The organism is Nocardia caishijiensis NBRC 108228 (assembly GCF_001612825.1).
Taxonomy (GTDB): Bacteria; Actinomycetota; Actinomycetes; order Mycobacteriales; family Mycobacteriaceae; genus Nocardia; species Nocardia caishijiensis.
This window is the reverse complement of the sequence record NZ_BDBE01000029.1, coordinates 126283-150893: the sequence shown is the minus strand read 5'-3', so window position 1 is coordinate 150893 and position 24611 is coordinate 126283. Positions and strand designations below refer to the sequence as shown.

Sequence of the window (24611 nt, the reverse complement as noted above, 5' to 3'; positions counted from 1 at the left end):
GAACCATGGCTACCGAAGGTTTCGTCCGTCGCCCACGGATCGCGCCGCCGCGCGCGCCGGGTGGCGAGGTGGCACTCACCGCGCCGCCCGAAGTGCCGCGCGCGCTGCCCGCGCCGCTGATGATGAAGATCATGCCGGTAGTGATGATCGTCGCGGTGATCGGCATGATCGCGATGATGGCGACCATGGGGCGCAACATGCTCGCCAACCCCATGTCGATGATGTTCCCGATGATGATGATCATGTCGATGGCGGGCATGATGGCCGGTGTTCGCGGTGGCGGCGGCAAGCGGGCCGTCGAACTGAACGAGGAGCGCAAGGACTACTTCCGCTACCTCGACCAGGTGCGCAAGGATGTGCGGCGCACGGGCGGCAAGCAGCTCGAGGCGCTGGGCTGGAGTCATCCGGAGCCCGCCGACCTGCCCTCGCTGATCGGTGGCCGCCGGATGTGGGAGCGCCGACCGGCCGATCCGGATTTCGGCCACGTCCGGGTCGGGGTCGGCAGCCATCGGCTCGCCACCAAACTGGCCCGCCCCGAGACCGGCCCCCTCGAAGACCTCGAACCCGTCTCCACCGTGGCCCTTCGTCGCTTCGTGCGCACCCACTCCGTGGTGCACGAGCTGCCGACCGCGGTGTCGTTGCGCGCCTTCCCGGCCATCAATATCGCTGGTCCCACCGAGGATTCGCGGATGCTCGTGCGCTCCATGCTGATGGAGCTGGCCACCTTCCACGGCCCCGACCACCTCGCCGTCGCCATCGTCTGCGCCGACCCCGACGGGCCGTGGGCGTGGGCGAAATGGCTGCCGCACCTGCAACATCCGAATCAGCGTGACGGTCTCGGCTCGGCCCGGATGATGTACACCTCGCTCGGTGAACTCGAGACCGCGCTCGCCTCGGAGCTGATGGAACGCGGCCGCTTCATGCGCAATCCGCAACCGACCCAGGGACGGTTGCATCTGGTCGTCATCATCGACGACGGGTACGTCAGCGGCAACGAACGCCTCATCAGCGAATCCGGCCTGGACTCGGTGACCGTCCTCGACCTCACCGCCCCCGAGAACGGCTTGGCCGCGCGCCGCGGCCTGCAGTTGGTCGCCGAGGCGGGCGAGGTGTCGGCGCGCAGCGCCTCCGGCGTGGAGCGGTTCGCCACCGCCGATGCCGTCAGCATCGCCGAGGCCGAGTCCTTCGCGCGCACCCTGGCCAGGTACCGGCTGGCCACGGCGGCCCAGATCGTGAGCCTGGGGGAGGGGACCACCGCCGACCCCGGGCTGATGGCCTTGCTCAAGATTCCCGATGCCGCGCAGATCGACCCGTCGAAGGTGTGGCGGCCGCGCACGGCGCGCGAACGTCTCCGGGTGCCCATCGGCATCACTCCCGACGGCACACCCGTCGAGATCGACATCAAGGAATCCGCCGAGAACGGCATGGGCCCGCACGGTCTGTGCATCGGCGCCACGGGCTCGGGCAAGTCGGAATTCCTTCGCACCCTGGTTCTTTCGCTGGTCACCACGCATTCGCCCGACGCGCTGAACCTGGTACTCGTCGACTTCAAGGGTGGCGCGACCTTCCTCGGCCTCGACTCGCTGCCGCACGTGGCGGCGGTCATCACCAACCTCGAGGAAGAACTCTCGCTGGTCGACCGGATGAAGGACGCCCTGGCCGGTGAGATGAACCGCCGCCAGGAACTGTTGCGCTCGGCGGGCAACTACGCCAACGTCACCGACTACGAGAAGGCGCGGGCCGCGGGCGTTCCGCTCGATCCGCTACCGGCGTTGTTCGTGGTCGTCGACGAGTTCTCCGAACTGCTCTCGCAGAAACCGGATTTCGCCGAACTGTTCGTGATGATCGGCCGCCTCGGCCGCTCGCTGCACGTGCACCTGCTGCTGGCTTCGCAGCGGCTCGAGGAGAACAAACTGCGCGGCCTGGAGTCGCACCTGTCCTACCGGATCGGCCTGCGCACCTTCTCGGCCAACGAATCCCGCGCGGTGCTCGGCATCACCGACGCCTACCACCTGCCGAGCGTGCCCGGCGCCGGTTACCTGAAAAGCGATGCGTCCGAACCACTCCGGTTCAACGCGAGCTATGTGTCGGGCCCTTACGTCGCACCCGCGGGCACCGTGGTGGACGACGACGGCGCCCCGGTCGGTCGGCAACGGCTGGTCGAGTTCACCGCCGCGCCGGTCGAGGTCGCCGAGGCCGCGATCGAGGACGTCGACGCACCGGCGCAGCAGGGCATGCCCGAACTGCCGCCCCCGCCGCCGAGCGGCGCCGCCACCGGTGAGGAAGGCATCCCCGATTCGCTGCTCGACGTCGTCGTCAAGCGGCTCACCGGCCACGGCCGCCCCGCCCACGAGGTGTGGTTGCCGCCGCTGGACGAGTCGCCCACCGCCGACATGCTGCTGCCCGACCCCGATTGGCGGTCGCCGGTGAACCGGCACGGTCAGCTGTGGATGCCGATCGGCGTGGTCGACAAGCCCTACGAGCAGCGTCGCGACGTGCTCACCATCAGTCTCGCCGGTGCCCAGGGCAATGTGGCCGTGGTCGGTGGTCCGCAGTCGGGCAAGTCGACGACGCTGCGCACCATCATCATGGCCGCCGCCGCGACCCACACCCCCGAACAGGTGCAGTTCTACTGCCTCGACTTCGGTGGCGGCAGTATGGCCGGTCTGGTCGGCGTTCCGCATGTCGGTTCGGTCGCCGGTCGACTCGACAGCGACCGGGTGCGCCGCACCGTCGCCGAACTCACCTCGCTGATGCGTCAGCGTGAGGAGCGCTTCGCCGAACTCGGCATCGAATCCATGGCCGAGTTCCGCAGGCGCAAATTCTCCGCGCTCGAGGCCCGCCAGATCAACGGGACGAAGGCCCCGGCGGGCGATCCGCTGGCCGCGGACCTGTTCGGCGACGTGTTCCTCGTCGTCGACGGCTGGAGCGCCATCCGCGAGGAGTTCGAGGCACTCGAACCGCAGATCAACGCCATTGCCACCCAGGGTCTTTCCTTCGGTATCCACCTGATGATCGGTGCGTCCCGCTGGGCCGAGATCCGCCCGGTCGTCAAGGACCAGATCGGCACCCGACTCGAGCTGCGCCTGGGTGACCCCGGCGACTCGGAGATGAATCGGCGTACCGCCCATCAGGTTCCGGTCGGCAGGCCGGGCCGAGGTCTCACGCCCGAGCAGTTGCACATGCTGATCGCCCTGCCCCGGCTCGATTCCGACTCCGACCCGACGACCATCGCCGACGGTGTCACCCGCGCCCGCGAGGAACTCACCGCCCTGTATCCGGGCAGGCGGGCGCCGGAGGTGCGCATGCTCCCCCTGAGCGTGCCCCGCGACCAGGTGGTCGCCGCCGCAAGGGCCGAGGGCGTCACCCTCGACCGCGGCAAGGTCGTCGTCGGGCTCGGCGAATCCGAATTGCAGCCGCTGGTCCTGGATTTCGCCGTCGAACCGCACTTCATGGCGTTCGCCGACGTGGAATGCGGCAAGACAACCCTGCTGCGCAACATCGTGATGAGCATCGCCGAACAGTCCACCGCCGAGGAGGCGCGGGTGATCCTCATCGACTACCGGCGCACCATGCTCGGTGTGCTCGAGGGCGACCAGCTCGCCGGGTACTCCACCTCGTCGCAGACCTGTGGGCCGATGATCTCGGAGGTGGCGGGCTATCTGAGCAAGCGCATCCCCGGTGCCGACATCACTCAGCAGCAGTTGCGCGACCGCAGTTGGTGGTCGGGCCCGGAGATCTTCGTCGTGGTCGACGACTACGACATGGTGGTCACCGGTTCGACCAACCCCTTCTCACCCCTGCTCGAATACCTGCCCCAGGCCCGCGACATCGGTTTGCACCTGATCGTGGCCCGGCGCATCGGCGGCGCCTCGCGCGCGCTGTTCGACTCGGTACTCGGCGGCATGAAGAACATGTCGGTGCAGACGCTCATCATGAGCGGCTCACGCGACGAGGGGAAGCTGATCGGCGACGTGCGCCCGAGCAAGATGCCACCCGGGCGAGGCACCCTCGTCTCGCGCAGTCTCGGTGTCGAACTCGTGCAGATCGCCGACCTGCCACCACTCTGATCACGCCGCGCGCGACCCCGCTGCTCGAGGAGTAGATGAAATCTTCTGCCACGCACTATGTTACGGCTCATAATCGCGGTATCGTCGGCGTGAAACGCTGTGCGTAACAGTGCTCGGGTGGGGATTCGAAGGGGAGCAGGATCGATGTCAGCACATGGGGAGTCGACGTCGCACGCAGGTGTGTTCTTCGCGCTGTCGCGAACGGGGGCGATCGAGGTGCGTACCACCGAACAGGGGTTGCCGCTCGGGGTAACCATCGAAGCGGACGAGTTGCGTCGTCCGCCGGGTGAGCTGGCCGCCGAGGTCTTGCGGTTGTGCAAGCAGTCGGCCGGTCGCGCGGCCCTGGCGCGGCGGGCGGAGTTGTCCGCCGCCGGGGTGAGCTCGGATGTCCTCACTTCGTTGGGTCTGCCGACGCCGGAGTCGGTGGCGGCTGCGGAGGTCGTCGCCGAGCAGGACTACGACACCGAGCCGGACAGCTGGCTGCGGTCGGTGTGATCTATCACTAGGAGATTGTCATGAATACGGTAGCCACCGAGCCTTCGGCCATGGAGCTGTTGCGTGCGAGCGCGATCGGTCCGGCGCTCGATCTCCCGGTGAGTTCGGCTCTCGCGAACATGGGAGTGCCTGCCCTGCCGCAACTTCCGGCGTTGCCCGCGTTGCCGGATCTGCCCGCGCTGCCCCTGATCGACATGTCGGCGCTCGTCCAACCGCTCACCGACCTGGCCGCCGGTTTCGGCACCGGGCAGATCGGGACCGGCACGGCCTTCGATCCCACCGAGGCGTTGTCGAACGCGGGCACCATCGTGCAGGCGGCGCTGGAAGTCGGGGTGAGCGCCTTACAGACGCTCATGCAGGAGTGGGAAGGTGAGGGCGCCGACGCCGCGTCCTCGAAAGCCCAGGCGGTGCAGCAGGACTCGACCGAGGTCGCGGCGCAGAGCGCCGAACAGAAGTCGGTCGTCACCCAGGCGGCGGCCTCGGTTGCCAAGGGACTCGCCCAGTTGACGGCCATCACCGCGAGGTTCATCGCCACCGCGACGGCCGCGGCTCCGCTGGTGGCCACCCCCGGTGGTCAGGCCGCGTTGCTCGGTCTGGCCGCCGAGGCCGGTGCCGAAGCGCTGGCGGTCGTCGCGCAGACCCGGGCGGAACTGACCGCGCACACCGCATCGATGAACGCGGCAGGCACCAAGGTGGATGTCACGAGCGCACCGTCCGGCATGGATTCCTCGGATCTGCTGTCGCAGCTGTCCAGCCTCATCACGCCGCTGTTCTCCCTGGCTACCACCGTGTCCGAACAGCTCACCTCCGCGCTGACGGGTGAGACGACCACCGACACCACCACGGTGGAAGAACCAGTGCTCGAGCAGGATTCGAGTGTCTCGGCGGGTGCCGGTGGTATGGGCGCAGGCGGTGGCGCGGTCGGCGGTATCGGCGGGCTGGGCGCGGTCGCACCGGCTCTCGGCGCGTGGAACGGTGGCCGTAGCTCCACCAGCGGTACCACCACCACCGGTGCCGCTACCGAGGCGGCCACCGCCAGTGCGTCGAGCGGCGGTCGCGGCGCTGTCACCAGTGGTCCCGGCATGATGCCGCTCGCAGGCATGGCCAACGCGGCCCGGGCGGGCGATGCGAGCAGTGGTCTCGACCTGCGCACCAACCTCGTCACCGGCGAACACGGTGACGAGGTCATCGGCGACATCGCCGATACGGCCCAGCCGGTGGTCGGCGCCGCCGCGCAGCGCGCACCCCGATCGACGCAGGTCGACCTCTCCGTGTGATGCTGTCTCGGTGCCGGTTCGCCATCCAGAGGGTGGTGTGAACCGGCACCGTCGCCGGGTCAGAAGTAGGCGGTGATGGCCGCGTCGTAGATCTCGTCGGCGAGATCGACATCCGCCGCGGGCCGGTAGTTCCGTGCGCGCACATGGTCGACGAATTCCGCCGGAATCTCCAGGTCGTACCGCGTCAGATAATGGATCGAGTCGACCCGCCACAGCCAGGTGCCGTCCGAGATCAGGGATTGTCCGCTGGTGATCGAAGCATTCGCGTCGAACAGGTCGGTGACGCTGCCCATGACGTCGAAGACCGGCGTGGCCGCCGTCATGTATTCGATGATCCGGCCACGGTCGTCGAGGGGCCCGGTGGCCCCTGCCTCGCGCAGCGACGGTAGGTCGGCATGACCGCTGCGATACATTTCGCGGTAGATGCCGACCGGCTTGAGTTCCAGCATGTGCTTCCTTTCACGGAGCAATTTCCCCATTGTTTCCACGGTGGAAGTCCGTGGTTGCTCCGGCGATCGTCGATGCGTTCGTGAGCATAACTCGCTCCGGGCTCGAACCCGTTGTGGCAGTTCGGGTCTTGCATTTTCGTAGCCACCATTTCGGGGCGCACGGGCGAGGTCGCTCGATGTCGCGGCAAAGGTTGCCCATTCGGGAAATATGCGGAATGCTGTACAGAGCAAGATCTTTCAGGGGGGAAATCTCGTGGTTCAGCCAGATTCCGGCGCGCCGGAGTCCGATCTGCCGACTTTCACCGCGACCTCCGCGTCGGGAGCGATCGCGGTGCGGACCACCGAACGCGGCCAGCCGGTGCGGTTACGGATCCGTCAGGACGAACTCTATCGACAGCCCGACGACCTCGCCGCCGAGATCGTCGCGCTGTGCCGTCGCGCCGCCGACCGGGGTGCCCTCGCCAGGCGGGCGCAGCTGGAAGCCGCGGGAATGAGTGCGCAAGCGCTCGCGGTCATCGGTATGCCGACGCGCGAGCAGGTCGCCCGGGCCGAATTCGAGTACGAACAGCGATACGGTGCCGATCCGCAGATCTGGTCCCCGGCGAACTGAGGAGAGCGATCATGGTTCGTTCGATGGACGAATTGATGGATCGGGTCATGCGCAAGGCCTACCGGCTGCAAGACCTGAGTGATCAGCTCGCGGCGATCCGGGTCCGCGTCGGCGCCGCCGACGGCGCGGTGATCGTCGTGATGGACGGCACCGGCGCGCTGGTCGATCTCGAATTGACCGAGGACATTTCCACGCTGACGGCCGCCGAGTTCGAAACCGCGATTGTCGCGGCGGCGGAGGCAGGCGCGAAACGCGCACTCGAACAACACAACCGGATCATCGCCGAATTCACCGAGGCGACCACATCCTGACCTTGTCGACTTTGTTCATCCACGCTTGAAGGAGAATTCCATGGACCAGGTGCTGCAGACCTCGCAGGCCGCCATCACCCAATTCGGCAGTGAGCACGCCGCTCTCGCCGGTCAGGTCGCGAGCGCCGGTGCCGGTGCCGCGGGCATGGTCGCCGCGGCGGTGCCGATCTTCGGCCTCATCGGCCAGGACTTCCTCGCCTCGTTCGCGGTCGCCTCCGGCAACCACCTGAGCACCATCGGCGAGATCGCGGCGGTGCACGCCGCCACCTCGGCCGCCGCGCTCAGCGCCGCCGGGGCGTACCAGACCACCGAAGTCTCCTCGGCGGCCGATTTCACCACGGTCATGCCGTAGCCATGGCGACCGAAGACAGCGCGCCCGCGGAAGGGATGGTCGCCGATCCCGCCGCGGCCACCCAGACCGCCGAGGGCGAGACACCACAGACCGTCGAAGAGATCATCCGCGAGCTGCTGGAAGCCCACGGGCTGGGATCGCTGCTCGACATGTCGGTCCCGGACGCGCTCAGTTCGTTGCAGCTTCCCCAGCTGCCCGACCTGTCCTCGGTGGCCGAGGCCGCCTCCGCGATCCCCTTGTCGAGCCTGATCGAGCCGGTGCTGGAATTGGCGTCCGCGTTCGGCACCGGCAACACCGGTGGGTCCGGCGGCAGCTCGAGCGGCGGGTCCGGTGGTGGTTCCACCGGCGGTTCGAGCAGTGATCCCACCTCGGCGCTGTCCGGCATCACCGACACCCTCTCGACAGTGGTCGACCTGGCCAAGGACGCGCTGTCGGCGGCGACCGCGCTGTGGGAGGGCACCGGCGCCGATGCCGCGGCGACCAAGTCCACCGAGGTCGCCCAGAACACCACCGATACCGCCGCCCAGGCGGAGAAGATGAACCAGCTGGTCGCGGCGGGCGCCGCCGATGTCAGCACGGGCCTGGCCGAGATCAACGCCGTCATCGCCCGTTTCGTCGCTGGTATCACGGCGCTCGCACCGGTTCTGTGGACTCCGCCCGGGCAGGCCGCCGCGATCGCGCTGGCCAACGAGAGCATCGCCGAGGGCGTCGCGATCGTCACGAAAACCCAAGCGGCGCTGACCACCAAGGCCGGTGAGATGACGGCCGCGGGCCAGAAGATCGCCGTCACCGAGGCGCCCAACGTCATCTCCGGTCTGACCACCGCGCTCAATGTGGCGACCCCGCTGTTGAGCATGGCCTCGACCGGCGTGGAAGCGCTGTCGGGTCTGGCGAGCAGCGCGACCAGCGCGGTCAGCGAAGGCGTCGACGCCGCGACCGAAGCGGTGTCGACCGGCGCCGATGTGGTGAGCTCCCTGACCGACGCGGCCACCCAACTCGGCGAAACGGTGTCCTCCGAACTGTCCGAAGCCAACAGTCTCACCGAGAACCTCGGCGCGAGCACGGGCGCCGACGACGGCAGCACCACCGCGCCGGCCACCGACCCGAGCGCCGCGTCCGCCGGGGCGGGCGGCGGTGGCGGCGGCATGGGCATGGTCGGTATGGGAGGCATGGGCGGACTCGGCGGCATGCCACCGAGCAGCTCCCCGCTCAGCAGCACCCCGCTCGCCGCCCGACAGAGCATCGACGTGGCAGCAGCAGGCCAGGCCGCGGACTCCGCACGCCAGACGACGGCCGGTGCACCGGGCGGTATGGTTCCAGGCGCGGGCGCCGCACGTCGCGCGGGTGACGCCGGAACACACGACCCCGAACGCACGGGATTGGTCGCCGGTTCACACGGCGACGAGCTCGTCGGTGCTGTGAGCGGTACGTCGATGCCGGTGATCGGCGCGGACGAGGAGACGTTCGACGAATCGTCGGGCAGCCTCGTGGTCTGATCCGCGCCCGGTGGGATTCGTTCGAGAGGATCGGAGACTGATGCGCAAACGCACACGGCATCTGCGGCTTCGGCTGGCGGGGCGCCTGGACCAGGCAGGTCTCGAGACCTTACGAGCCACGTTGCGGCTGAGCCGGGTCGGCCGGTTGACCGATCGTGAGGACGCGGAGTTCGGAGTTCGGGAGGTGCGCTTGGCCGAGGGCCGGGCCGCCCAGCTCGAACTGTGGCGGATCGAGCAGGACCAGTGGTCCATCTACCTCGATACCTCCGCCGATACCGAACTGACCTCCGCCGAGATCTCCCACTGGCAGGAACTCGCCGAGGAAGCGGCCCGCGCCGTGGGTTTCGACGTCGTGGAGCGCCGGGTGTTCCACGCGCAACGTCCCAGTGTTGCCACCGAAACGCGCAACGAGGACTGGTTGCGCACGATGCGGTGGGATCTACCGGCCCGAACGCTGCCCGAGCTGTGGTCGGTCCTGCAGGTCACCACCGCATCCGACGATGAGAAACGGGAAGCACTCAGGAAATTCATGGCGAGTCCGACCTGGGAGCCTGCCCCGACCGGTCTTCGCGAAGAAGCCGAAGCCTTCCTCGCCCATGATCAGTCGCGGTGATCGCGAACTGTTGTAGCGGTGGTCAGTATCTGGTGACGGTCCCACCGTCGATCCGCTGACGCCGCCGGGTTCCCCCAAGGTCGAGGTAGGGGCAGTCGGCTACCCCTTCGCGCAGTGTCGCGGTGGGGTCGTCGGGGGCGATCCAGAGCAACTTGCCGATGTTGAGCCAGGGGCGTAGGTCGAAGTCGTGATCACTGTCCGCCCAGGTGTGTTCATCCCAGCCGCGCCAGCTCCCGCTCTCGTCGTACGTGTCGTATCTATCGGTGCCCCAAGTATTTTCGAGTGGAATTCCCAGATCGCGGGTGGTGCTGTAGTAAGTGGTCGCCCACCCGGTGTGTGGACCGATGGCGATCTGGGTGACCACGGCACGGACCGTCGGGCGGTTCAGGATCGGGGGGAGGACGTACGGAACGTCGGGGCCGGGCCTGCGGGTGAAGGGCGCGGGGGCAATGGGTTCGGCGAGACGGACCGCACCGCCCATGGCGAGCCACGTGCGTGGCACGCTGCTGAGCCGTCGGCGGTGGGGCTTGTCGTACTCCCAGTACCAGCCGTCGAGATCGACGTCGTCCATCGGCCAGCGGACGGTCGCCCTGGTGAACGGGCACCGCGAGATGACCACTTCGGGGAGCAGTTCGACGTATCGTTCGAAGTATTCGAAGGCGTCGTAGATGATCGCGTCGCCTTCTTCGGTGTCGGGTGCGGATTTGTACAGCTCGACTATCCGGTTTCCCGCGTCGAGGAGATTTCTACGCTCCGACTCGAAAGTGCCGTCGTTCATTGTCGCGATGAATCCTCTGCGTCGTCGCCCGAGTTCGTGGAGTCCAGACCGAGCAGCGGAAGGTCGAGCGCCCTGTTGCCCGCCCTGCCGTTCCACGCCCGGTAGGTGAGCAGTTCCGGTGCGGTGATGCCGAAGACATCGCGTAAGCCGACAACCGCCATGGATGCCAGTTTCCGATAGCCGGTCGAGGGCGCGGGCCACGGAAGTTCGACCCACCAGTTGTCGACATGATCGGGATGGGGTTGCTGCCAACCGGTTTCGATGAGCAGCCGACGTTCGTCGGGAGTGCGGCGGTCGCTCTCGTCGAGCCACTCGTCGCCCGCGAGCTGGCCGTAGAGCTCGTCATCGGTCTGTGCGAACTGCACGAACTCGCGGGCATCGTGGGGTGGATGTGGTGCGCAGATCACGAGGAAAGCACCAGCCGGTAGCAGCATCAGTTGCTGTGCGAGACCGTCGGCGAAGTCGGTCCAGTCGGTCACGGCAATCCCTGCTCTTGGTGCCGCACGGTTTCGTCGTGAGCGGCCAAGTCGGTGTTGGTGTGCAGATACAGGTGGATGTTGCTCGTCATCTCGACCAGTCGGAGCGTGGTGTCCTGACCCGCCCAGCGGACTTCGGCGTACTCGCCGGGAAACCTGCTCGTCGGTGCGCCGATCGCGCCGGTGATCGCGGTGACCATCGCGGCGAAGGTGTCCCGGACAGCTGTTCGGGTGTCGGTGGTCTCGCCGATGAACGCGGTGACGGCCAGGTCGATCTTGGTCGCCGCACCGCGATAGCCACGCACCGATCCGCTGCCTCGTCCGAAGCCGACGTCGAGGCGCACCGAGTCCGGGCGGGTGGCCTGGACTTCCCAGCCGAAATCCGCGGCGAGCGCGTCGACGTCGGTCATCTGCCAGGACCAGTCCAGGTTCCGCAGGCGGGTGGCCAGCTCGGCGATTTCGTTCTCCGACAGTGTTTCCCAGCGTTTCATATCCGCGTCCTGTTCCTCCCCTGCCTGCGCATTCGGTCAGAGTAGCTCACCGGCCACGTTCCATTCCCCGTGCCTCACGCTCGCGGGCGCGTTCCCGCTCGCGCACCAGCGTCCTGTGTTGCGTCTCACTTTGCAACCGGATGGCGCGATCCGGAGAAATACCTTGGCCCATTTCCACCAGCATCCTCACCTCCGTCAGCTCGAGCGAAACCCCCTTGCTGAGCAGTGCTGCGGCGATCGCCAATCGACGTTCATGAGAATCGAATTCGAGAACGGGTGGTTGTCGTGATTTATCGCCGACATCAAGTGTTCTATCCTCCACTGCGCGCCCCATACCATTGGATACCTGCCGGTAGGCGCGGGCATCGAAATTCTTCGCGAGTTCCGGTCCGATCCGGAATTGGGAGTCCCCTACGGTTCGGTTGTGGTCCTGCCGAACCAATTCTTTGTCCAGTACTTCCATCGAACGACCGAGAAGTTCGGTGCGTTCCAGCTCGAGGGTTTTCCCGATTTCTTCTCGGTGCTCGCGACTCAGTCCGAGTGCTTCGAGCGAGCGGGATTCGGCTGCCCGCTCGTCTCGCACGAGTCCGCTGAGCGTGTCCATGGTTTCGCGCACCAGCTGCGGATCGGGTTCGCGGCCTTGCTCCAGCGTGCGCTCGATCTCCTGAACCCGGGTCAGTGCCAATTCGGCCACGCGCCCTCGCTCCAGTGCGGGCAGCTCGCGGGCCTCGACGGCCCGGGCGGTGCCCTGCCTGACGATCTCGCGACCCAGTGTCTCCAGCGGACGGCCGAAGTCGTTCGCCCGGTCCATATCGAGCAACTTGGCCAGCTGTTCGGCATGCCTCGGATCGAGACCGAGACTCTCGACAACGCGAGCCTCGGCGGCTCGCTCGATCTGGATCACCTGTTCGAGCGCGTTGTATTCCTTGGCCAGTTCGGAGAGTTCGAGATCAATGCCCTTGCCTCGGGCCGCGGATATCTCGCGGGTCAGATCGAGCATGTGCTCGATGAATTTCGCCCGTGCGGGGTCCTCGTGTTCACGGAATCTGATCGCGAGAGCCTTCGCGTCCCGCAGCATCATGCGTTCGTTGTATTTGATCTCGGTGGTCAGCGGTATCGCCCGACTGTCGACATCGAGGCGGATCAATTGCTCGACAATGTCGCGGTACTGCCCGAGTTCGACATCCTTGAATACCGCTATTCTGCTCTGGATTTCCATTTCCCGCAGGCGGGCAGCCTGTTCCTGAGCGGCGACGATCATTCGGCTGACCGCATCCGGGGGTGATCCGAGTTCCAGGGCGCGGCCGATCTCGGCCTGTTGAGCAGAAAGCTGGGCTGCCATCTCCACGTACTTGCCGATGGTGCTGTCGTCGCGCGCTCCGTGACTGAAACCCACGGCTTCTTCGACCGCGCGTAGCAGGTCAGGGCTGTCGAGACCGCGTAGCAGTCCATCCTTCGCCCGGTCGAGTTCCCTGGCGAGCACGTGCTCCAACTCGGTGCGACTGCGGAACGGGTACTCGGCATCGCGCACCATTCCACCGATCGCCGCGATGGAGGTATTCGGGCCACCGTCGACGATGAACCTCGCCACCTCGATGGTGCCGTCCATACGGGCATGCACATAGTGGTATTCCATGCGCAGTGTTCCGTCGTGCAGCGCGCGGGTGAGGTCCTCGCGAGCCTCGATGAACCGTTTGCCCTCCGGGCTGTCGGGGTCAACCCCCCGCGCATGCATCTCATCGCGGGTCTCGCTCAGGACGCGTCCGAGATTCTGGTCGATGTACAGCGTGTGCAGCCCGTATTCGGTCGAACCCTGCTCTGCTTTTCCATACTCCGTGAGCGCGTCACCCAATGGCGAGCCGACGCCCTTGCTCTCGACAGCCAACGCTGTCGGAGGGGTGTTCTCGGTACCGGGTACAAAAGCGAGCTCGTCGACAACCTTGCTTCCATCGAAGGCGCCGACGAAGGATGTGAACAGCACGGCGCCGGGGCGCAGTTCGCTGTCGACCGCGTACGTTCTTCCGCCCAGCTCGCCCATCGCCTTGGACGTGGCGACCATCTCGTTGCCCAGGCGGTTGTAGATTTCGGCGTTGTCGCGCAGTTCATCGAGGCGATCGAGTTTCGCATCGATCTGCGCGTCGCTGAGACGGCTGTCGGCGAGCACGGCCGCACGTTTGGCCTCGATGACCTTGTCGAGTTCGGCGGCTTTCAGGTCGTGGATCCGGTCGATCGCGAACTCCGCCATGTGACCCTTGACCACAGCGCCCGCCGCGTCTCTTTCGACCTGCTGCGCTTGGCGTTCGAGTGCATGTTGCTCCAGTGCTTCGCGAACAGTCTCGTCGCGAACCTCGTAGATCTCGGTGGCCTCCTTCTGCGCTTTGTGCACGAGATCCTGTGCGGTCAGGTGATCGTCGATGAAACGGTTGCCCCCGTGGAGCGCGAAATTCTTGTCCCGAAAGGTCCCCGGATCGTCATGGTGATGGTGCCAGCGCCCGTCTTCGGTGCGGTAGCTGTCGGCTCGATCACCGGGCTTGTGGAGCAGTCCGTCGTTGCCGAGGACCATGCCGGTCGGTACCGGTCCCACGTGCGGATCCGGCAAAGTTGGACTCGAGCCGCGGGCATCGATGGTTGTGTCGGGTATCGCGTACAGACCCTCGATCGCGGGCGGGTCGCTGGATGCGTCGGCCATGAAGTCCCAGCCGTCGAGCCCGTCTGTGGTGGCTCGGTCCGATGTGCGTTCACCCGGCGTCGTCTCGGGCTGTCCCGGCGTGTCGCTTCCCGGGGTGAAGGTGAGCCACGTGCCGTCGTTGTGGACCACCGCCGGAGAGTTCGGCCGCTGCCGGACACCGACGATATCGGTGGGCGCGTGGACCGGGACACCGAGCCGATCGGCGATCTGCTGAGCCCAGCCGACCGCACTGCCACTGAAGCAGGACACGAGTCGAACCGGCGTTCCGGGAACATAATTCGGATTGATGAGAATCGCGTCGGCGACCTGCTGAGGCGACAGCGGGGCACCGTTGTCGTCGATCGGGTGCCCGGATTCGTCCCCGTGCAGGATCACATCGTGCGCGCCTTCGTTGCGCAGATTCTCGGTGACGCGTCGCGTCGCGGGATCGGAACCGATCGTGGTGCTGTGCGTACCGTGCGAGATGGTGACACCTGCCAGCGGCGACGGTGGCGTCGCGGCGATCGCCTCGGCGAGGTCGTGGCTGATCCGCTGGATATCCGCCGATTCCACACCGGTGGTCGCGTCGGTGAGGCCGACGTGTTCACCGATGGCCCGAATCACCGTCTCGGCCGCCACATCCGGCGCCCAACGCCGTCCGTCGTCCTCGGTGGTCGGCGCTACAGCCGCCCGCAGGTGCGCCTGGTCCGGATCGTTGACGAATTCGATATCCACGCGCAAGGCGTCACCGTTGAGCAAGGCGTGTCGCGGTGCGGACGGCCTGTTCTGCCCGGACTTCTCAGGGAACAGGGCAGCCGGAGGCGCCTTCGCCGGGTCACCGAAAAGCTGGGCACTCGCCTCGATCATGGTCCGCGCGACCGCCTGCATCTGCGCCGCCGTGACACCCGGCGTCTGCTCGAGATACGCACGAACCGTCACCTCCGTCGTCCGACGCCCGTCCTCGTCGACGGTCTGCCGGAAGTCGTAGCGTGCGGTGCTGATCGTCGCGGGGGTCTGGGTGGGCCCGGTGTCGGCCGGAATCGGGTCGGGGTCGACCGCCGGAACGACCGAAGTCGCTTCGGGACGGTGGACGACATCGAGGGTGGTCGTTCCCGAACCCGCCAGCGCCACGAATTCGACCTGCCACAGGCAGCCGATGCCGGTCTGCGGGAAGGCCACCACGGCTTCCCGAGGGAATCGGGACGCGATGATCACGCCCGGCAACTCGTGTTCGGTCAGCCAGTCCGACGCGATCCGCCGCTCACCCGTCCAGGACGACAGTGGCCGCTGCGACGGCATTTCCATGGTGGTACCCGAAGTGCCCCGCGCCCAGTCGGGGAACTCGTTTTCGGCCCATGAGTAGCCGCGGTACAACACGATGTTGTTCACGCCTTCGGCGGCGAGCCATCGTTGCGTCTGGTCGTACTGGATGCGGAGCAGTTCCCGATGGATGTCGCCGTAGCGGGCAACCTCCTGCTCCACCTCCGCGCGCAATTCGGGCGTCATCCGCCAGGACTGCACATCCTGGAGCCCGAACTCGGTGATGGCCGCCTCTTGAATCGCGAGGGACTTCACATTGGTTCCGTTGGAGGTGTGTGCCCAGGACATGACGAGCTCGCTCACCGCCATTTCGCGCAGCGTGCGTTCCGCCACCGGAGAATCCATGGACAGCAGGTGATCCGGCGCATGCGCGGGGTTGCTCGGGTCGATCTGCGATCGGGGCAGAAGCACGCCACCCATGGACGGGTACTCCGGATTGCGCAGTGCGACTACATAGTCGGGATCGCCGAGGTGCGTGGCCATCGCCGGATCGACGAACGGCATCCGGCCCGCTTCCATCAGCCGGTCGAGCGGTGCGGTCATCTGGTCGGTGATCGACCGGATGACATTGGTCTTGGCCGTCTCCGAGCGAGTGATCGTCCCATCCGCGGTCATGATCTTGTTGCTCACGTCCTGCGACCAGGCTCGCTCGGCGACCGCTTCGGGTGCGATGGCCTCGGCCGGTCCCGGCGGCAGCGGTTGATGGCTCGGCTGGGTCGTCGTGTGCCCGGAGTCCGGGACGGGCCCGTGAACGATCCAATCAGAGTCTCGGAAATGAACGTAAAAGCCTTGTGCGGACGAGTCTTTCGGCCCGGTGGCGTCGAACACGGCATACGACATGTCGCGGCCGGTACGTGCGTTCCACTCTGCTGCCCATTGGCGCAGGTGTGGGTACTCGTGCGCGACGACGGACTTGTTCAGGTATCCGTGGTCCTTGGTGAGGACGCCGTCGTACACTTCCGGATCCCATGCGGCAGCGGCTTGTTCGAACATCTGCGCCGACGAGATGTTGATGTCGAAGTCGCTCGGCTCCTCCACCCCCAGCCGGTGCATCGAGTCGAAGGGGCGGCTCAGCGGTCGGTCGGGGTCGTCGCCGAGCCAGTCGCGCAGCCTTGCCTGAGCTTCGGGCTGGTCGGCGAGTTGCTCGAGGGTGGGTAGCTGTTTGTGGACGCCGGAGAAGAAGTCGGCCGCCGATCCTCGCAGCCTGATATCGACCTGATCGACGGAGACACCGTCGCGTCGTAGCGCCTGCAGGAATGAGTCGCGCCATTGCTGGTACAGCTGCGGGGTCATGCCCAGCGGGGCTTCCCGTGCCATCCACTGGCGGACCTGTTCCTCGGTCAGACCGAGGAACTCCAGGTCACGAGCCTGGATGACATAGCCGGTCACCGGGTCGGTCGGCCACGGCTGGGGCAGATTCTGTGGTCCGCTCGTGGTCGGAGCCTGGCGGGTTTCCGCGGTAGTGGTTGTCGCCGACGGGCTCTGCGCGCCGACCTGTTCGTCCCAGGGGAGCGAAGTGACATTGCCGTCGGGGTGGTGTGTGTTCCAGTTTCCGTCGGCATCGATGCGTATCGGTGCGGTGGGAGCCAGGACACCGACACGAAGGTGCTGGGCGAGGTGGGTGGCGAAGCCGCTGGTGGACGCGTTGTCGGCCATGAGGCGGATCGGGGTGGCGTGGTCCCAGCCGTGGGCCCGCAACAGGTCACCGTATTCGGTGGGGGTGTAGGCGTGGTCGCCGACGAGCGCGTGGCCGTCGTCGGACAGCCGCACGTCGGCGGTGAAGTAGCCGGGCACCGCGGGTACCTGGCGAGCATGGTCGGCGCGAGCCGGGTCGTCGGTGTGATGGGCGATGCCCGCGCGCGTCCGTTCGCCGCGTTCGGCGGCGAGTTGCTCACTGCGAGTGAAGGTCTCGTCTCGCCGATCGGCGAGCTGGTGTAGGGCGGCGGCTTGCTTCTTGATCACCGCCAACTCGTGTTCGGGCGACTGGGTCGGCACGACCACCGGCGGGCGATCCGGCTCGGTGCGGATGGCCGTCATCGGCTGACCGTCCGGCCCGTCCGGGGCGGGCGTCTTCGTGTTCTGATCGGCCCAGGCGTGGAATATCGCGAGGTCGAAGTCGGGGTCGGTGGTGAGTTCGGTGGCGCGCTGTCGCAGATTGTCGGCTTCGGTCTCGATCTGTCGACGCAGCTGTTCGGCGTACCGTTCGCGGTCTTGGACGTCGACTTCCGAATCGCCGAAATGTGCGTCGATCAACCCGGGAATGCTCGCCCGCCGAGCACCTTCCATGCCGTCGATGACCGCGGCCACGTGCCACGGTGTCATCTCGTGATCGACTTCCCGCAGGGTCTTCGACGCCCAGGTGACGGTCGGTTGTGAACCCGGCTTGAACTCGATGAGCGGCTCGTTCTTCGAGTTCGGCGTCGGGTCGAACTGGTGCTGGTCGATGATGCTTTCGTAATTGCGTGCCCGTTGGAAGGAACTCTGCGGATCCCAGTAGACGTGCGGCCCGTGCATGATTCCGGCACCGATCGCGGCGAGTCGACTCTCGTAGAGGCTGAGTTCGGCCGGGGTCAAGCGAGTACCGTCCGCGTGCAGGATTTCGAACATGTCGTGGTCACCGGTGACCGGCACCTCGCGACCATCGATCAGTTGGTGGACGATGCCGTCGGTCACCACGAACCTGTCGCCGAGCTTGGCCATATCCGCCGCATACTCGTCGAAGTCTCTCGCACGGGCGCGAAGCCGCTGCTCGAGCGCTTCGACGCGCGCGTCCGACATGCCGGTGGTGTCGGGCATGCGCAACATCCCCGGACCGAACCGCCCGACCAGCCCCTTGGCGGAGGCCGGGGCGCCCAACGCGACATCGAGATCGTTGATCGTCTTGTCTTTGATCGCCATCGGCTTGGGCGCGGAACCGGCTTTCAGGTGCGGCACCGAATCGGGATTGGTCGGCCGGACCTGGATGATCAGGTTGAACCTGTCGATGAATCCCTGGATACGGCGTTGGTTCCGGATCGGAATGCCGTAGACCGATTCGATGTCGGCGGGTGTGAGTGGCTCCGCGGCCGATGACTCGTCGGCCATGAGGTCCAAGTCGCCGTGCGTGCTGGTGTCCGCGTGTGCCGAATCGACCGGGAGCGCGGTCGGTGCCCGATTATTGCCGTCGGCGTCCGCCGGGTGGAAAGTGCGCCAATGGCCATCGTTCTGAACCACGGCGGGGGAGTCGGGGCGTTGCCGGACGCCGACCACATCGGTCGGTGCGTGGACGGGCACACCGAGTTCGTTCGCGATGTGTTGTGCCCATCCGGCGTCGTTGCCGCTGTGGCAGGAAACCAGGCGGATCGGAGTACCCGGGACGTAGTCGGGATTGGCGCGAACGGCCTCGACCACCCGTTGCGGATCGACAGGGTTGCCCAGGTCGTCGATCGGGCGGCCGATGTCGTTGCCGTGGACTACGACGTCGTGCGCACCCTCGTTGCGAAGGTTCTCGGTGACACGGTGCGAGGTCGGGTCGGTGCCGAGGGTGGTGCTGTGCGGGTGGTGCCGGACCGGCAACTCGGCATCGACGCCGTGCTCAGCGGCGCGCGCGTCGTCTTCGACCGGCGGATCGCTGTCGGTCGTCTGGTCGGTCCGCGCGTGGTTGCGTGCCGCGTCGATGCCCGCGTCGTAATCGGTGACCGTTCGACCTGCGCCGGGGCGGTATTCCGACCCGACCGCCGCCGGATCGTAGGCCATGAAAACCACGTCGGGCCGACCACCGTTGTGTTTGGCGAATGTGTCGTAATCCCAACCGGGCGGCGCGTATTCGTCGTCCCAGGCGAGGCGGGCCACCGGAACGAATCCAGCCTCCGCGTAGAGCCGGGGCAAGACCGTGTCGAAGCAATCCAGCCTTCGACCGCCCTGATCGATCGCGATGGTCAGCATCGCCATCGACACACCCGGGTAGCGGGTGTCGCGGTGGGCGAAGACCGAAACGATCTCGTCGCCCTTCAGCGCGATGCCCGCTTTACCGTCATCGGTGACGAACAACCGCATGGCGCCGTATTCCTCGGTGCTGTAGACGTGCACCGATGCCGCGAAACGATTGTTCTCGGTGAGCAGGACCATCTGCTGGCGGAAGAAGTCGGCGTCGGCCGGGGCCAGCTCGTACAGGTCCGGTGTGCTGTGTCCGAGCTCGGTGAGGCGCTCCGCGTCGGCGGTGGACAGCGTGCTCACTCCGAGTGGAGTGATCTCGCGCCCATTGATCTGTAGCGGACCGACCTCGCCGGGATCGGTCAGAACCCGTGGGCCTGCGCTTCCTCGATCATCTCGTCCGTCCAGTACTGCTCGATCGCTGTCCGCTTGTCTGTCGGTAGGTCCGGTTTCCAGCCCCGCCGCCGCCAGAACGCTTGGCGCTGAGCCTGCGTCAGGGGTGGAACGCTGTTGTCTGTCATCGTGGACCTCCTGGTCGGGATCCCCGGAGATGGCTCTGCCGGGGCCGGTTGTGGTCGGTGGCGCCAAACCTGCGACGGGGACAACGTAGCCGCGGTCGTTGATCGGGCCACCGCTCGGATACTGCCCAGGGGGCAGGTCGAAGACGCCTTCGTTGTCGAAGAAGCGAACCTGGCCGTCCCGGCTCACTACGGCTTCCACATGCGGGGTCCGTTTGTTCCGGAGATCCTGGTGCATGCTGTTGACGCAGTCGGGACGGAGCCGACGCTCCTCCGGCGACGGCGGACCGGGTAGCCGATCTTCCGGATGCGTGTGCAGGATGAATTTGTAGGTGGACGCCAAACTCGGCGGGATCACCGTACGCACCCTGCCACCCCGGAAGAGCCGCAATTCGCCGTCGGCGTTCTGGATGACCGCGTGTTCGTTGTCCGCGAACTTCTGCAGCTCGGCGAGGTGGCTGATATTCACCTCGCCCGGCCGGATCGGGACGCTCTCGTTCGTGGCCAAGGCGTTGGCCAGCTGTTTGGCCTTCGGTGACAGCTCGCCGAAGGCGATCTCTCCGCCGGGCATCCGCGAGTTGGCCTTGTAGTTCTTGGCCATCTCCCGGGTGTCGTCGGCTGCGGTGTCCAGGGGCTGAGCCGTCTGCTGACGGCGCGAAGTGTCCGCCGCCGTATTCGTCGTCGGCGCGGCGACATTCGTGCTGGCCGCCTGGACCGACGCGGTCGTCGCCGGTGAATGAGAGTCCACGGCGGCCCGCGGGCCGGTTGCCGGTGGGGCCGACGGCCCGGGTTGGCCTGCTCGTGGTGTGGGCGCGGCGTTCTCGGTTGCCGGTGCCCGCCGTTCGGAATCGGTTGGCTCCGCGGGGGTTCGCTGGGTGGTGGCCGGAGTGGACGCCTGCGTCGGTGGCGTAGCCGTTGGCGTGGCGCCTGCTGCTGTGACGGGTGTCGCTGTGACGGGTGCTGGGGTCGATGGAGCCGCCTGCGCGTTGGCTGCTGGAGAGGTCGTGGTCTGGTCCGCCGATGTCGCGGTATCCACTGCAGGCGAAGAAGTGGGTGTGGTTGGCACGACTGTGGCCGGATCGCCGACCCCAGGTTGCGACTCCCGAGCGGTATCCGACTGCGGCACAGCCGCATCGGTTTCGGTGCCGCCGCGCTGAGGCGTCGTCGGGTCGGCCTGCGCGGTGGATTCGGTGGTAGGCGAAGGAGAGCTCTCGTTCGCAGTGCTCGAGGGGGCTTCCACGCCTGTCGATGCCGCATCGATCGCGGTGCCCGCTGGATTATTCGCGGTGTCGACGGTCGTATTCGCGGAGCTGAGGTCGCTCGTGGATTGTGTGGTGGGGGCCTCGGCCCCGGGATCGGCTTGTTCAGCGGGTTGATTCGCCTCATGTGTGCTGGGCGAATGCTCCGAGGTAGCGGCTTCGGCTTCCTGGGTTGTGGTGTCGGCTGCTCCTGTGTTCTGGTCCGTAGCGGTTGTACCGCCCTCGGTGTCGCTCCCGGTATTCGCGCCGTTGTTCTGGCTGTCCCCGGCTCGGTTGTTCGAAGCCGCATTCGTTTCGGAGGTGTTTGTTTCGCTGGGGGTACCTGCGCGCGGGGTGTCGCCGGTGTAGTTCATGGGTCCGGCGCGGTCGGTGTGTCCTCGGTAGCCGTGGATGGCGGAGGGTCCGGCGCCGGAGGCGGCGCCGCCGGTGAAGGAGCGGGGGTCGAAGTCCCATTGGCCGGTGAAGGCGCCGGTGGCGAGGTAGGCGGCGGTTGCTCCGGCGAGGCCTGCGCCTGCGCCGGTGAGGGCGCCGTTGCGGGCGCCTTCCCATTTGCCGTTGGTGGTGGGGAGTTTGCGGCCGAGTCCGAAACCGGTGCCGCCGCCGACGCCACCGGCGATGGCGGAGATACCGGCGTTGAGTCCGACGGCTTTCCAGTCGTATCCGTTGATGTGTCCGGTTTGGTTCTGGATGTATTGGACGGCGAGTTCTTGGCTGGTGCCTTGTCCGGTTTCGACGAGGGCTTCTTGGACGATTTCGTAGACGAGTTTGACGGCGATACGTTCGCGGACTTCGTCGGTGACGTTGCGGGCGACGGTGCGGCCGATCGCGTTGATGAGCTTTTTGCCCATCCACTGGAACAGGGTGCGGGCTTGGGAGATGACGATGGCGTGGGCTAGTGGTGCGCCGGGTCCGGCGGCGGCGGCCCAGGCGAGTTCTGTGAGGAGCCAGGCGCCTGCGATGTAGAAGTTGAGTTTGGCGGCTTGGAGTTGGTCGCCGCCGGAGTCGGCGGCGGTGGCGAGTTTGGTCCAGTGGTTGGCGAGGTGGGCCAGGGAGCCGTTTTTGTCGGGGCCTTGGCCGTCGATGAGGGGTTGGATCCATTGGAGGATGGATTCGCCGCCGCGGCCTTGGGGGTAGGCGGCGTTGACGGTTGTCACGATGGCTTCGAGTTCGGGGACGAGGGCTTGGGCGTCGTCGGCGGCGGTTTGGAGGTCTTTGCCCATTTGCCACATGAGGTCTTCGTTGCCGTGTGGCCAGTCGGCTCCGACGAGCCATTCGACGGGTTCGAGCCAGGAGGGAAATCCCAAAGCCATGACGGCCTACCGGAATTCGATGCGGGACACCCGCGCGACCAACGGCAGATATGGGTAGGCGACAGCCCTTGTCATCGAAGCCCCCCACGGCTGACGCAACCAAACGTTCACATTGCCGACGCTGTAATGTCGTCGCGAGTTCGACTGTGCCACAAGTTGATACGAACCACAACACAGCTATTCGGCGTTGTTTCCGAGTGATTCGAGCTGCTTGCATCATCACGCACGATTCAGCGGAGATGTCCAGACGTCATCAGCGACGGTTCGCGCTCGTCGAGGTGGAGGGGTACAGCTGAGGCGCCGGGTCACGGGCGGACCCTGGCGAGCTCAAGCGTCTTCTAGCCGCTTCGGTACATAGGCGGCCAGGTATTCGCCGAAGAAGCGCACGAGATCCGGCGGGTACGGCTGAACGCAGGACAGCGTGTAATCGAGCACCAGGCCGAAGCGATTCCGTCCGGAGTCCAGGTAGCGGTACCTCGGCTCGAGCGTATCCAGCATGTCCTGGTACAGATCTCGCACATCGAGAAAGTCCAAGAGCTGCGGCAGATCCCACTTCGACACATCGACCTGGGGATCACCGCTCAAGAGAATGGACCGCCCACCATCGCTGCCACGCACACGTTCACCTCGACGGAGCGCCTGAGCGCGATTCATATCGATGAAGTGCAGGGGCCCGGATTCCTCGACATAGGCCCATTCGTCGAATCGCGGATTCTCGTAGACCACACCGCTGGGCAGCTGTGCCACCAGATCCGTATAGCCGAGGCCGCGCCGAGGTACCTCGCGCAGCACCCCGTCGCCGCCTCGGATCTGCACAAGATCCTCGACCGTCGAGACCCAGGTGGCTGCCTCACTCCGGAACATGTCCCGTTCGGGGAAGTTTCGAACGCACCCGAGGTGGAACGGACCCCAGAAGAAGTTCGTGTTCGCGTCCCACGAGGCGCGGATCTGGTGGTACGGCTGGATGATCTCCGCCCACCCGTCCACCTCCAACACGAATCGGCCGCAGAAGCGGCACGCCTCGTCTTCGTCGATCACTGCTGTCCTCTCGGCGCCGACTCGGTGGTGGGAACGGTTCGCGGTCGACTGTAGGACACCGCACCTTGCGACAACAGTTCAGCTACCAGCCCGAATCCGTCACGCCCGTGCGCCGTTCGGCAGTCCACCTGGCGTGATCCTCGGCATCATCGAAGGTCGGCGCCGCATCCTCGGTGCCGGTGCGCTCCGGGGAGTTGGGTGGTGCCAGTGAGGCGGCAGGCAGCGTAGGCGCCTGACTGTCGAGGTCGGGAAGGTTGTCGATGAGCTCGTGCAGCTTCGGCATCGCCGCGCGCTGATCGGTGACCGGTTGCATCAGCTCCTGCGACTGCCGACCGACATCCTCGAGGGCACGTTGCGCGGCAGTCGTCACACCCTTGGCGATCTCGTCGTAGGTGAGTTCATCGATGTCGGAGGAGAACTTCGTCTCGATCACCGCACCGTCGGCGTTCACCGTCACAGTGACACGTTTGTCACCGGTGAACCCCGTGCCGGTCAGTAGCGCACGCTTCTGCGCCACTTCCGCGATAGCGCTGATCTGCTGACTGAAAGCATCGAGGAGCGCGGCGGTTTCAGCCTCGTTGTTGTCCATCGTGGTCTACCTTCGGAAGCCGTCGGCGTTTGCCTGCTCACCCTCATCGCTGCGTTTGCTACTCGCCAAGATCCCACTGGACAGGTTGCCCATCGACGTCGACAGGGTGCTCGTGCTCTCGACAATGTTGTCCGCCCCGGCTTTGAAACCGTCCGCACCGTCGGCGAACTTGCTGCCGAAACGGTCGTCGCCCCACGCTGCTGATCCCGGTGCGACAGCAGTCTTACCGGCGGTGGCGATCGTATTCAGCTGGTCCGCGATCGCGGCGATGTCGTGGATGACCTGCGCCAGCTTGGTCGTATTGACTTCGACCGGTCCTGTCATTGGATTCCCCCACTTCGTTCGAACCGGTTGCAAAGTGGTCCAGGGGTCGTTACCCCGCCAGCTGTCGACACCTATGTATCGCGCAACCTCGTCGAGTCGACTGTGCCACAAAAGAAACGAAGGGACAACCGTTCACATGGAGCAGGACCTTCGGTTGTGAGACGGACTCGTCGCGGCCTGCCGGGCAGACAGCAGGCCAAGCGGCTGGCCCCGCCGATGCTGACTGAAGCCACCTGCCTCAGTTGCCTACACGGC

The 24611-nt window shown here is 66.4% G+C and carries 16 protein-coding genes; 8 read left to right on the top strand and 8 right to left on the bottom strand.

What is annotated here, in order from left to right:
- The first annotated feature begins 5 nt into the window (after nt 1–5).
- The 3 genes from eccCa (at nt 6) to NC7_RS12130 (ending at nt 5842) form a co-directional block, all read left to right on the top strand.
- A complete protein-coding gene (eccCa, locus tag NC7_RS12140) occupies nt 6–4070 on the top strand; it encodes a type VII secretion protein EccCa (protein ID WP_067982171.1) in 4065 nt (1354 codons plus the stop codon).
- A 144-nt stretch (nt 4071–4214) separates the two neighbouring features.
- A complete protein-coding gene (locus NC7_RS12135) occupies nt 4215–4565 on the top strand; it encodes a hypothetical protein (RefSeq protein WP_067982168.1) in 351 nt (116 codons plus the stop codon).
- 20 nt (nt 4566–4585) lie between these two features.
- Nucleotides 4586–5842: a hypothetical protein gene (locus NC7_RS12130; RefSeq protein WP_157101955.1), complete on the top strand. Its 1257-nt coding sequence runs from the start codon at nt 4586–4588 to the stop codon at nt 5840–5842.
- 59 nt (nt 5843–5901) lie between these two features.
- On the opposite strand, the gene NC7_RS12125 is transcribed toward NC7_RS12130, so the two are convergent.
- Nucleotides 5902–6291: a hypothetical protein gene (locus tag NC7_RS12125; RefSeq protein ID WP_067982162.1), complete on the bottom strand. Its 390-nt coding sequence runs from the start codon at nt 6289–6291 to the stop codon at nt 5902–5904.
- Between the two features lie 253 nt (nt 6292–6544).
- Between NC7_RS12125 and NC7_RS12120 the strand changes: the two genes are divergently transcribed.
- From NC7_RS12120 to NC7_RS12100, 5 genes are read left to right on the top strand one after another with little or no spacing between them, the layout of a single operon-like run.
- Nucleotides 6545–6901: a hypothetical protein gene (locus tag NC7_RS12120; protein ID WP_236573260.1), complete on the top strand. Its 357-nt coding sequence runs from the start codon at nt 6545–6547 to the stop codon at nt 6899–6901.
- A gap of 11 nt (nt 6902–6912) precedes the next feature.
- Nucleotides 6913–7212 (top strand): YbaB/EbfC family nucleoid-associated protein, encoded by a 300-nt coding sequence (locus tag NC7_RS12115; protein ID WP_067982160.1) that lies wholly within the window; start codon nt 6913–6915, stop codon nt 7210–7212.
- 40 nt (nt 7213–7252) lie between these two features.
- The gene (locus NC7_RS12110; RefSeq protein WP_067982157.1) at nt 7253–7564 is read left to right on the top strand and encodes a type VII secretion target; all 312 of its coding nucleotides are present in this window, start codon (nt 7253–7255) and stop codon (nt 7562–7564) included.
- 2 nt (nt 7565–7566) lie between these two features.
- Complete coding sequence (locus tag NC7_RS12105; RefSeq protein WP_067982154.1) at nt 7567–9060, top strand: hypothetical protein; 1494 nt, start codon at nt 7567–7569, stop codon at nt 9058–9060.
- A 40-nt stretch (nt 9061–9100) separates the two neighbouring features.
- Nucleotides 9101–9673, top strand: coding sequence for a hypothetical protein (locus NC7_RS12100; RefSeq protein WP_067982151.1), 573 nt, complete (start codon nt 9101–9103; stop codon nt 9671–9673).
- Between the two features lie 22 nt (nt 9674–9695).
- Here NC7_RS12100 and NC7_RS12095 read toward each other — a convergent pair whose 3' ends face one another.
- The 7 genes from NC7_RS12095 to NC7_RS12065 all read right to left on the bottom strand — a co-directional run bounded on the left by NC7_RS12095 (nt 9696) and on the right by NC7_RS12065 (nt 24356).
- Complete coding sequence (locus NC7_RS12095) at nt 9696–10451, bottom strand: hypothetical protein (protein WP_067982149.1); 756 nt, start codon at nt 10449–10451, stop codon at nt 9696–9698.
- Nucleotides 10448–10930, bottom strand: coding sequence for a TY-Chap domain-containing protein (locus NC7_RS12090; protein WP_067982147.1), 483 nt, complete (start codon nt 10928–10930; stop codon nt 10448–10450). The genes NC7_RS12095 and NC7_RS12090 overlap by 4 nt, the downstream gene beginning before the upstream one ends.
- Nucleotides 10927–11418 (bottom strand): DUF6301 family protein, encoded by a 492-nt coding sequence (locus NC7_RS12085; protein WP_067982144.1) that lies wholly within the window; start codon nt 11416–11418, stop codon nt 10927–10929. The genes NC7_RS12090 and NC7_RS12085 overlap by 4 nt, the downstream gene beginning before the upstream one ends.
- A gap of 46 nt (nt 11419–11464) precedes the next feature.
- Nucleotides 11465–22405 carry a DUF8616 domain-containing protein gene (locus tag NC7_RS12080; protein WP_067982142.1) on the bottom strand — a complete coding sequence of 3647 codons (10941 nt, stop codon included), beginning with the start codon at nt 22403–22405 and terminating at the stop codon, nt 11465–11467.
- A gap of 327 nt (nt 22406–22732) precedes the next feature.
- Nucleotides 22733–23443, bottom strand: coding sequence for a hypothetical protein (locus NC7_RS12075; protein ID WP_067982139.1), 711 nt, complete (start codon nt 23441–23443; stop codon nt 22733–22735).
- 82 nt (nt 23444–23525) lie between these two features.
- Entirely contained in the window at nt 23526–24032 is a 507-nt protein-coding gene (locus tag NC7_RS12070) for a YbaB/EbfC family nucleoid-associated protein (protein ID WP_067982136.1), read from the bottom strand.
- A 6-nt stretch (nt 24033–24038) separates the two neighbouring features.
- The gene (locus NC7_RS12065) at nt 24039–24356 is read right to left on the bottom strand and encodes a hypothetical protein (RefSeq protein WP_067982133.1); all 318 of its coding nucleotides are present in this window, start codon (nt 24354–24356) and stop codon (nt 24039–24041) included.
- Nucleotides 24357–24611 lie beyond the last annotated feature (255 nt).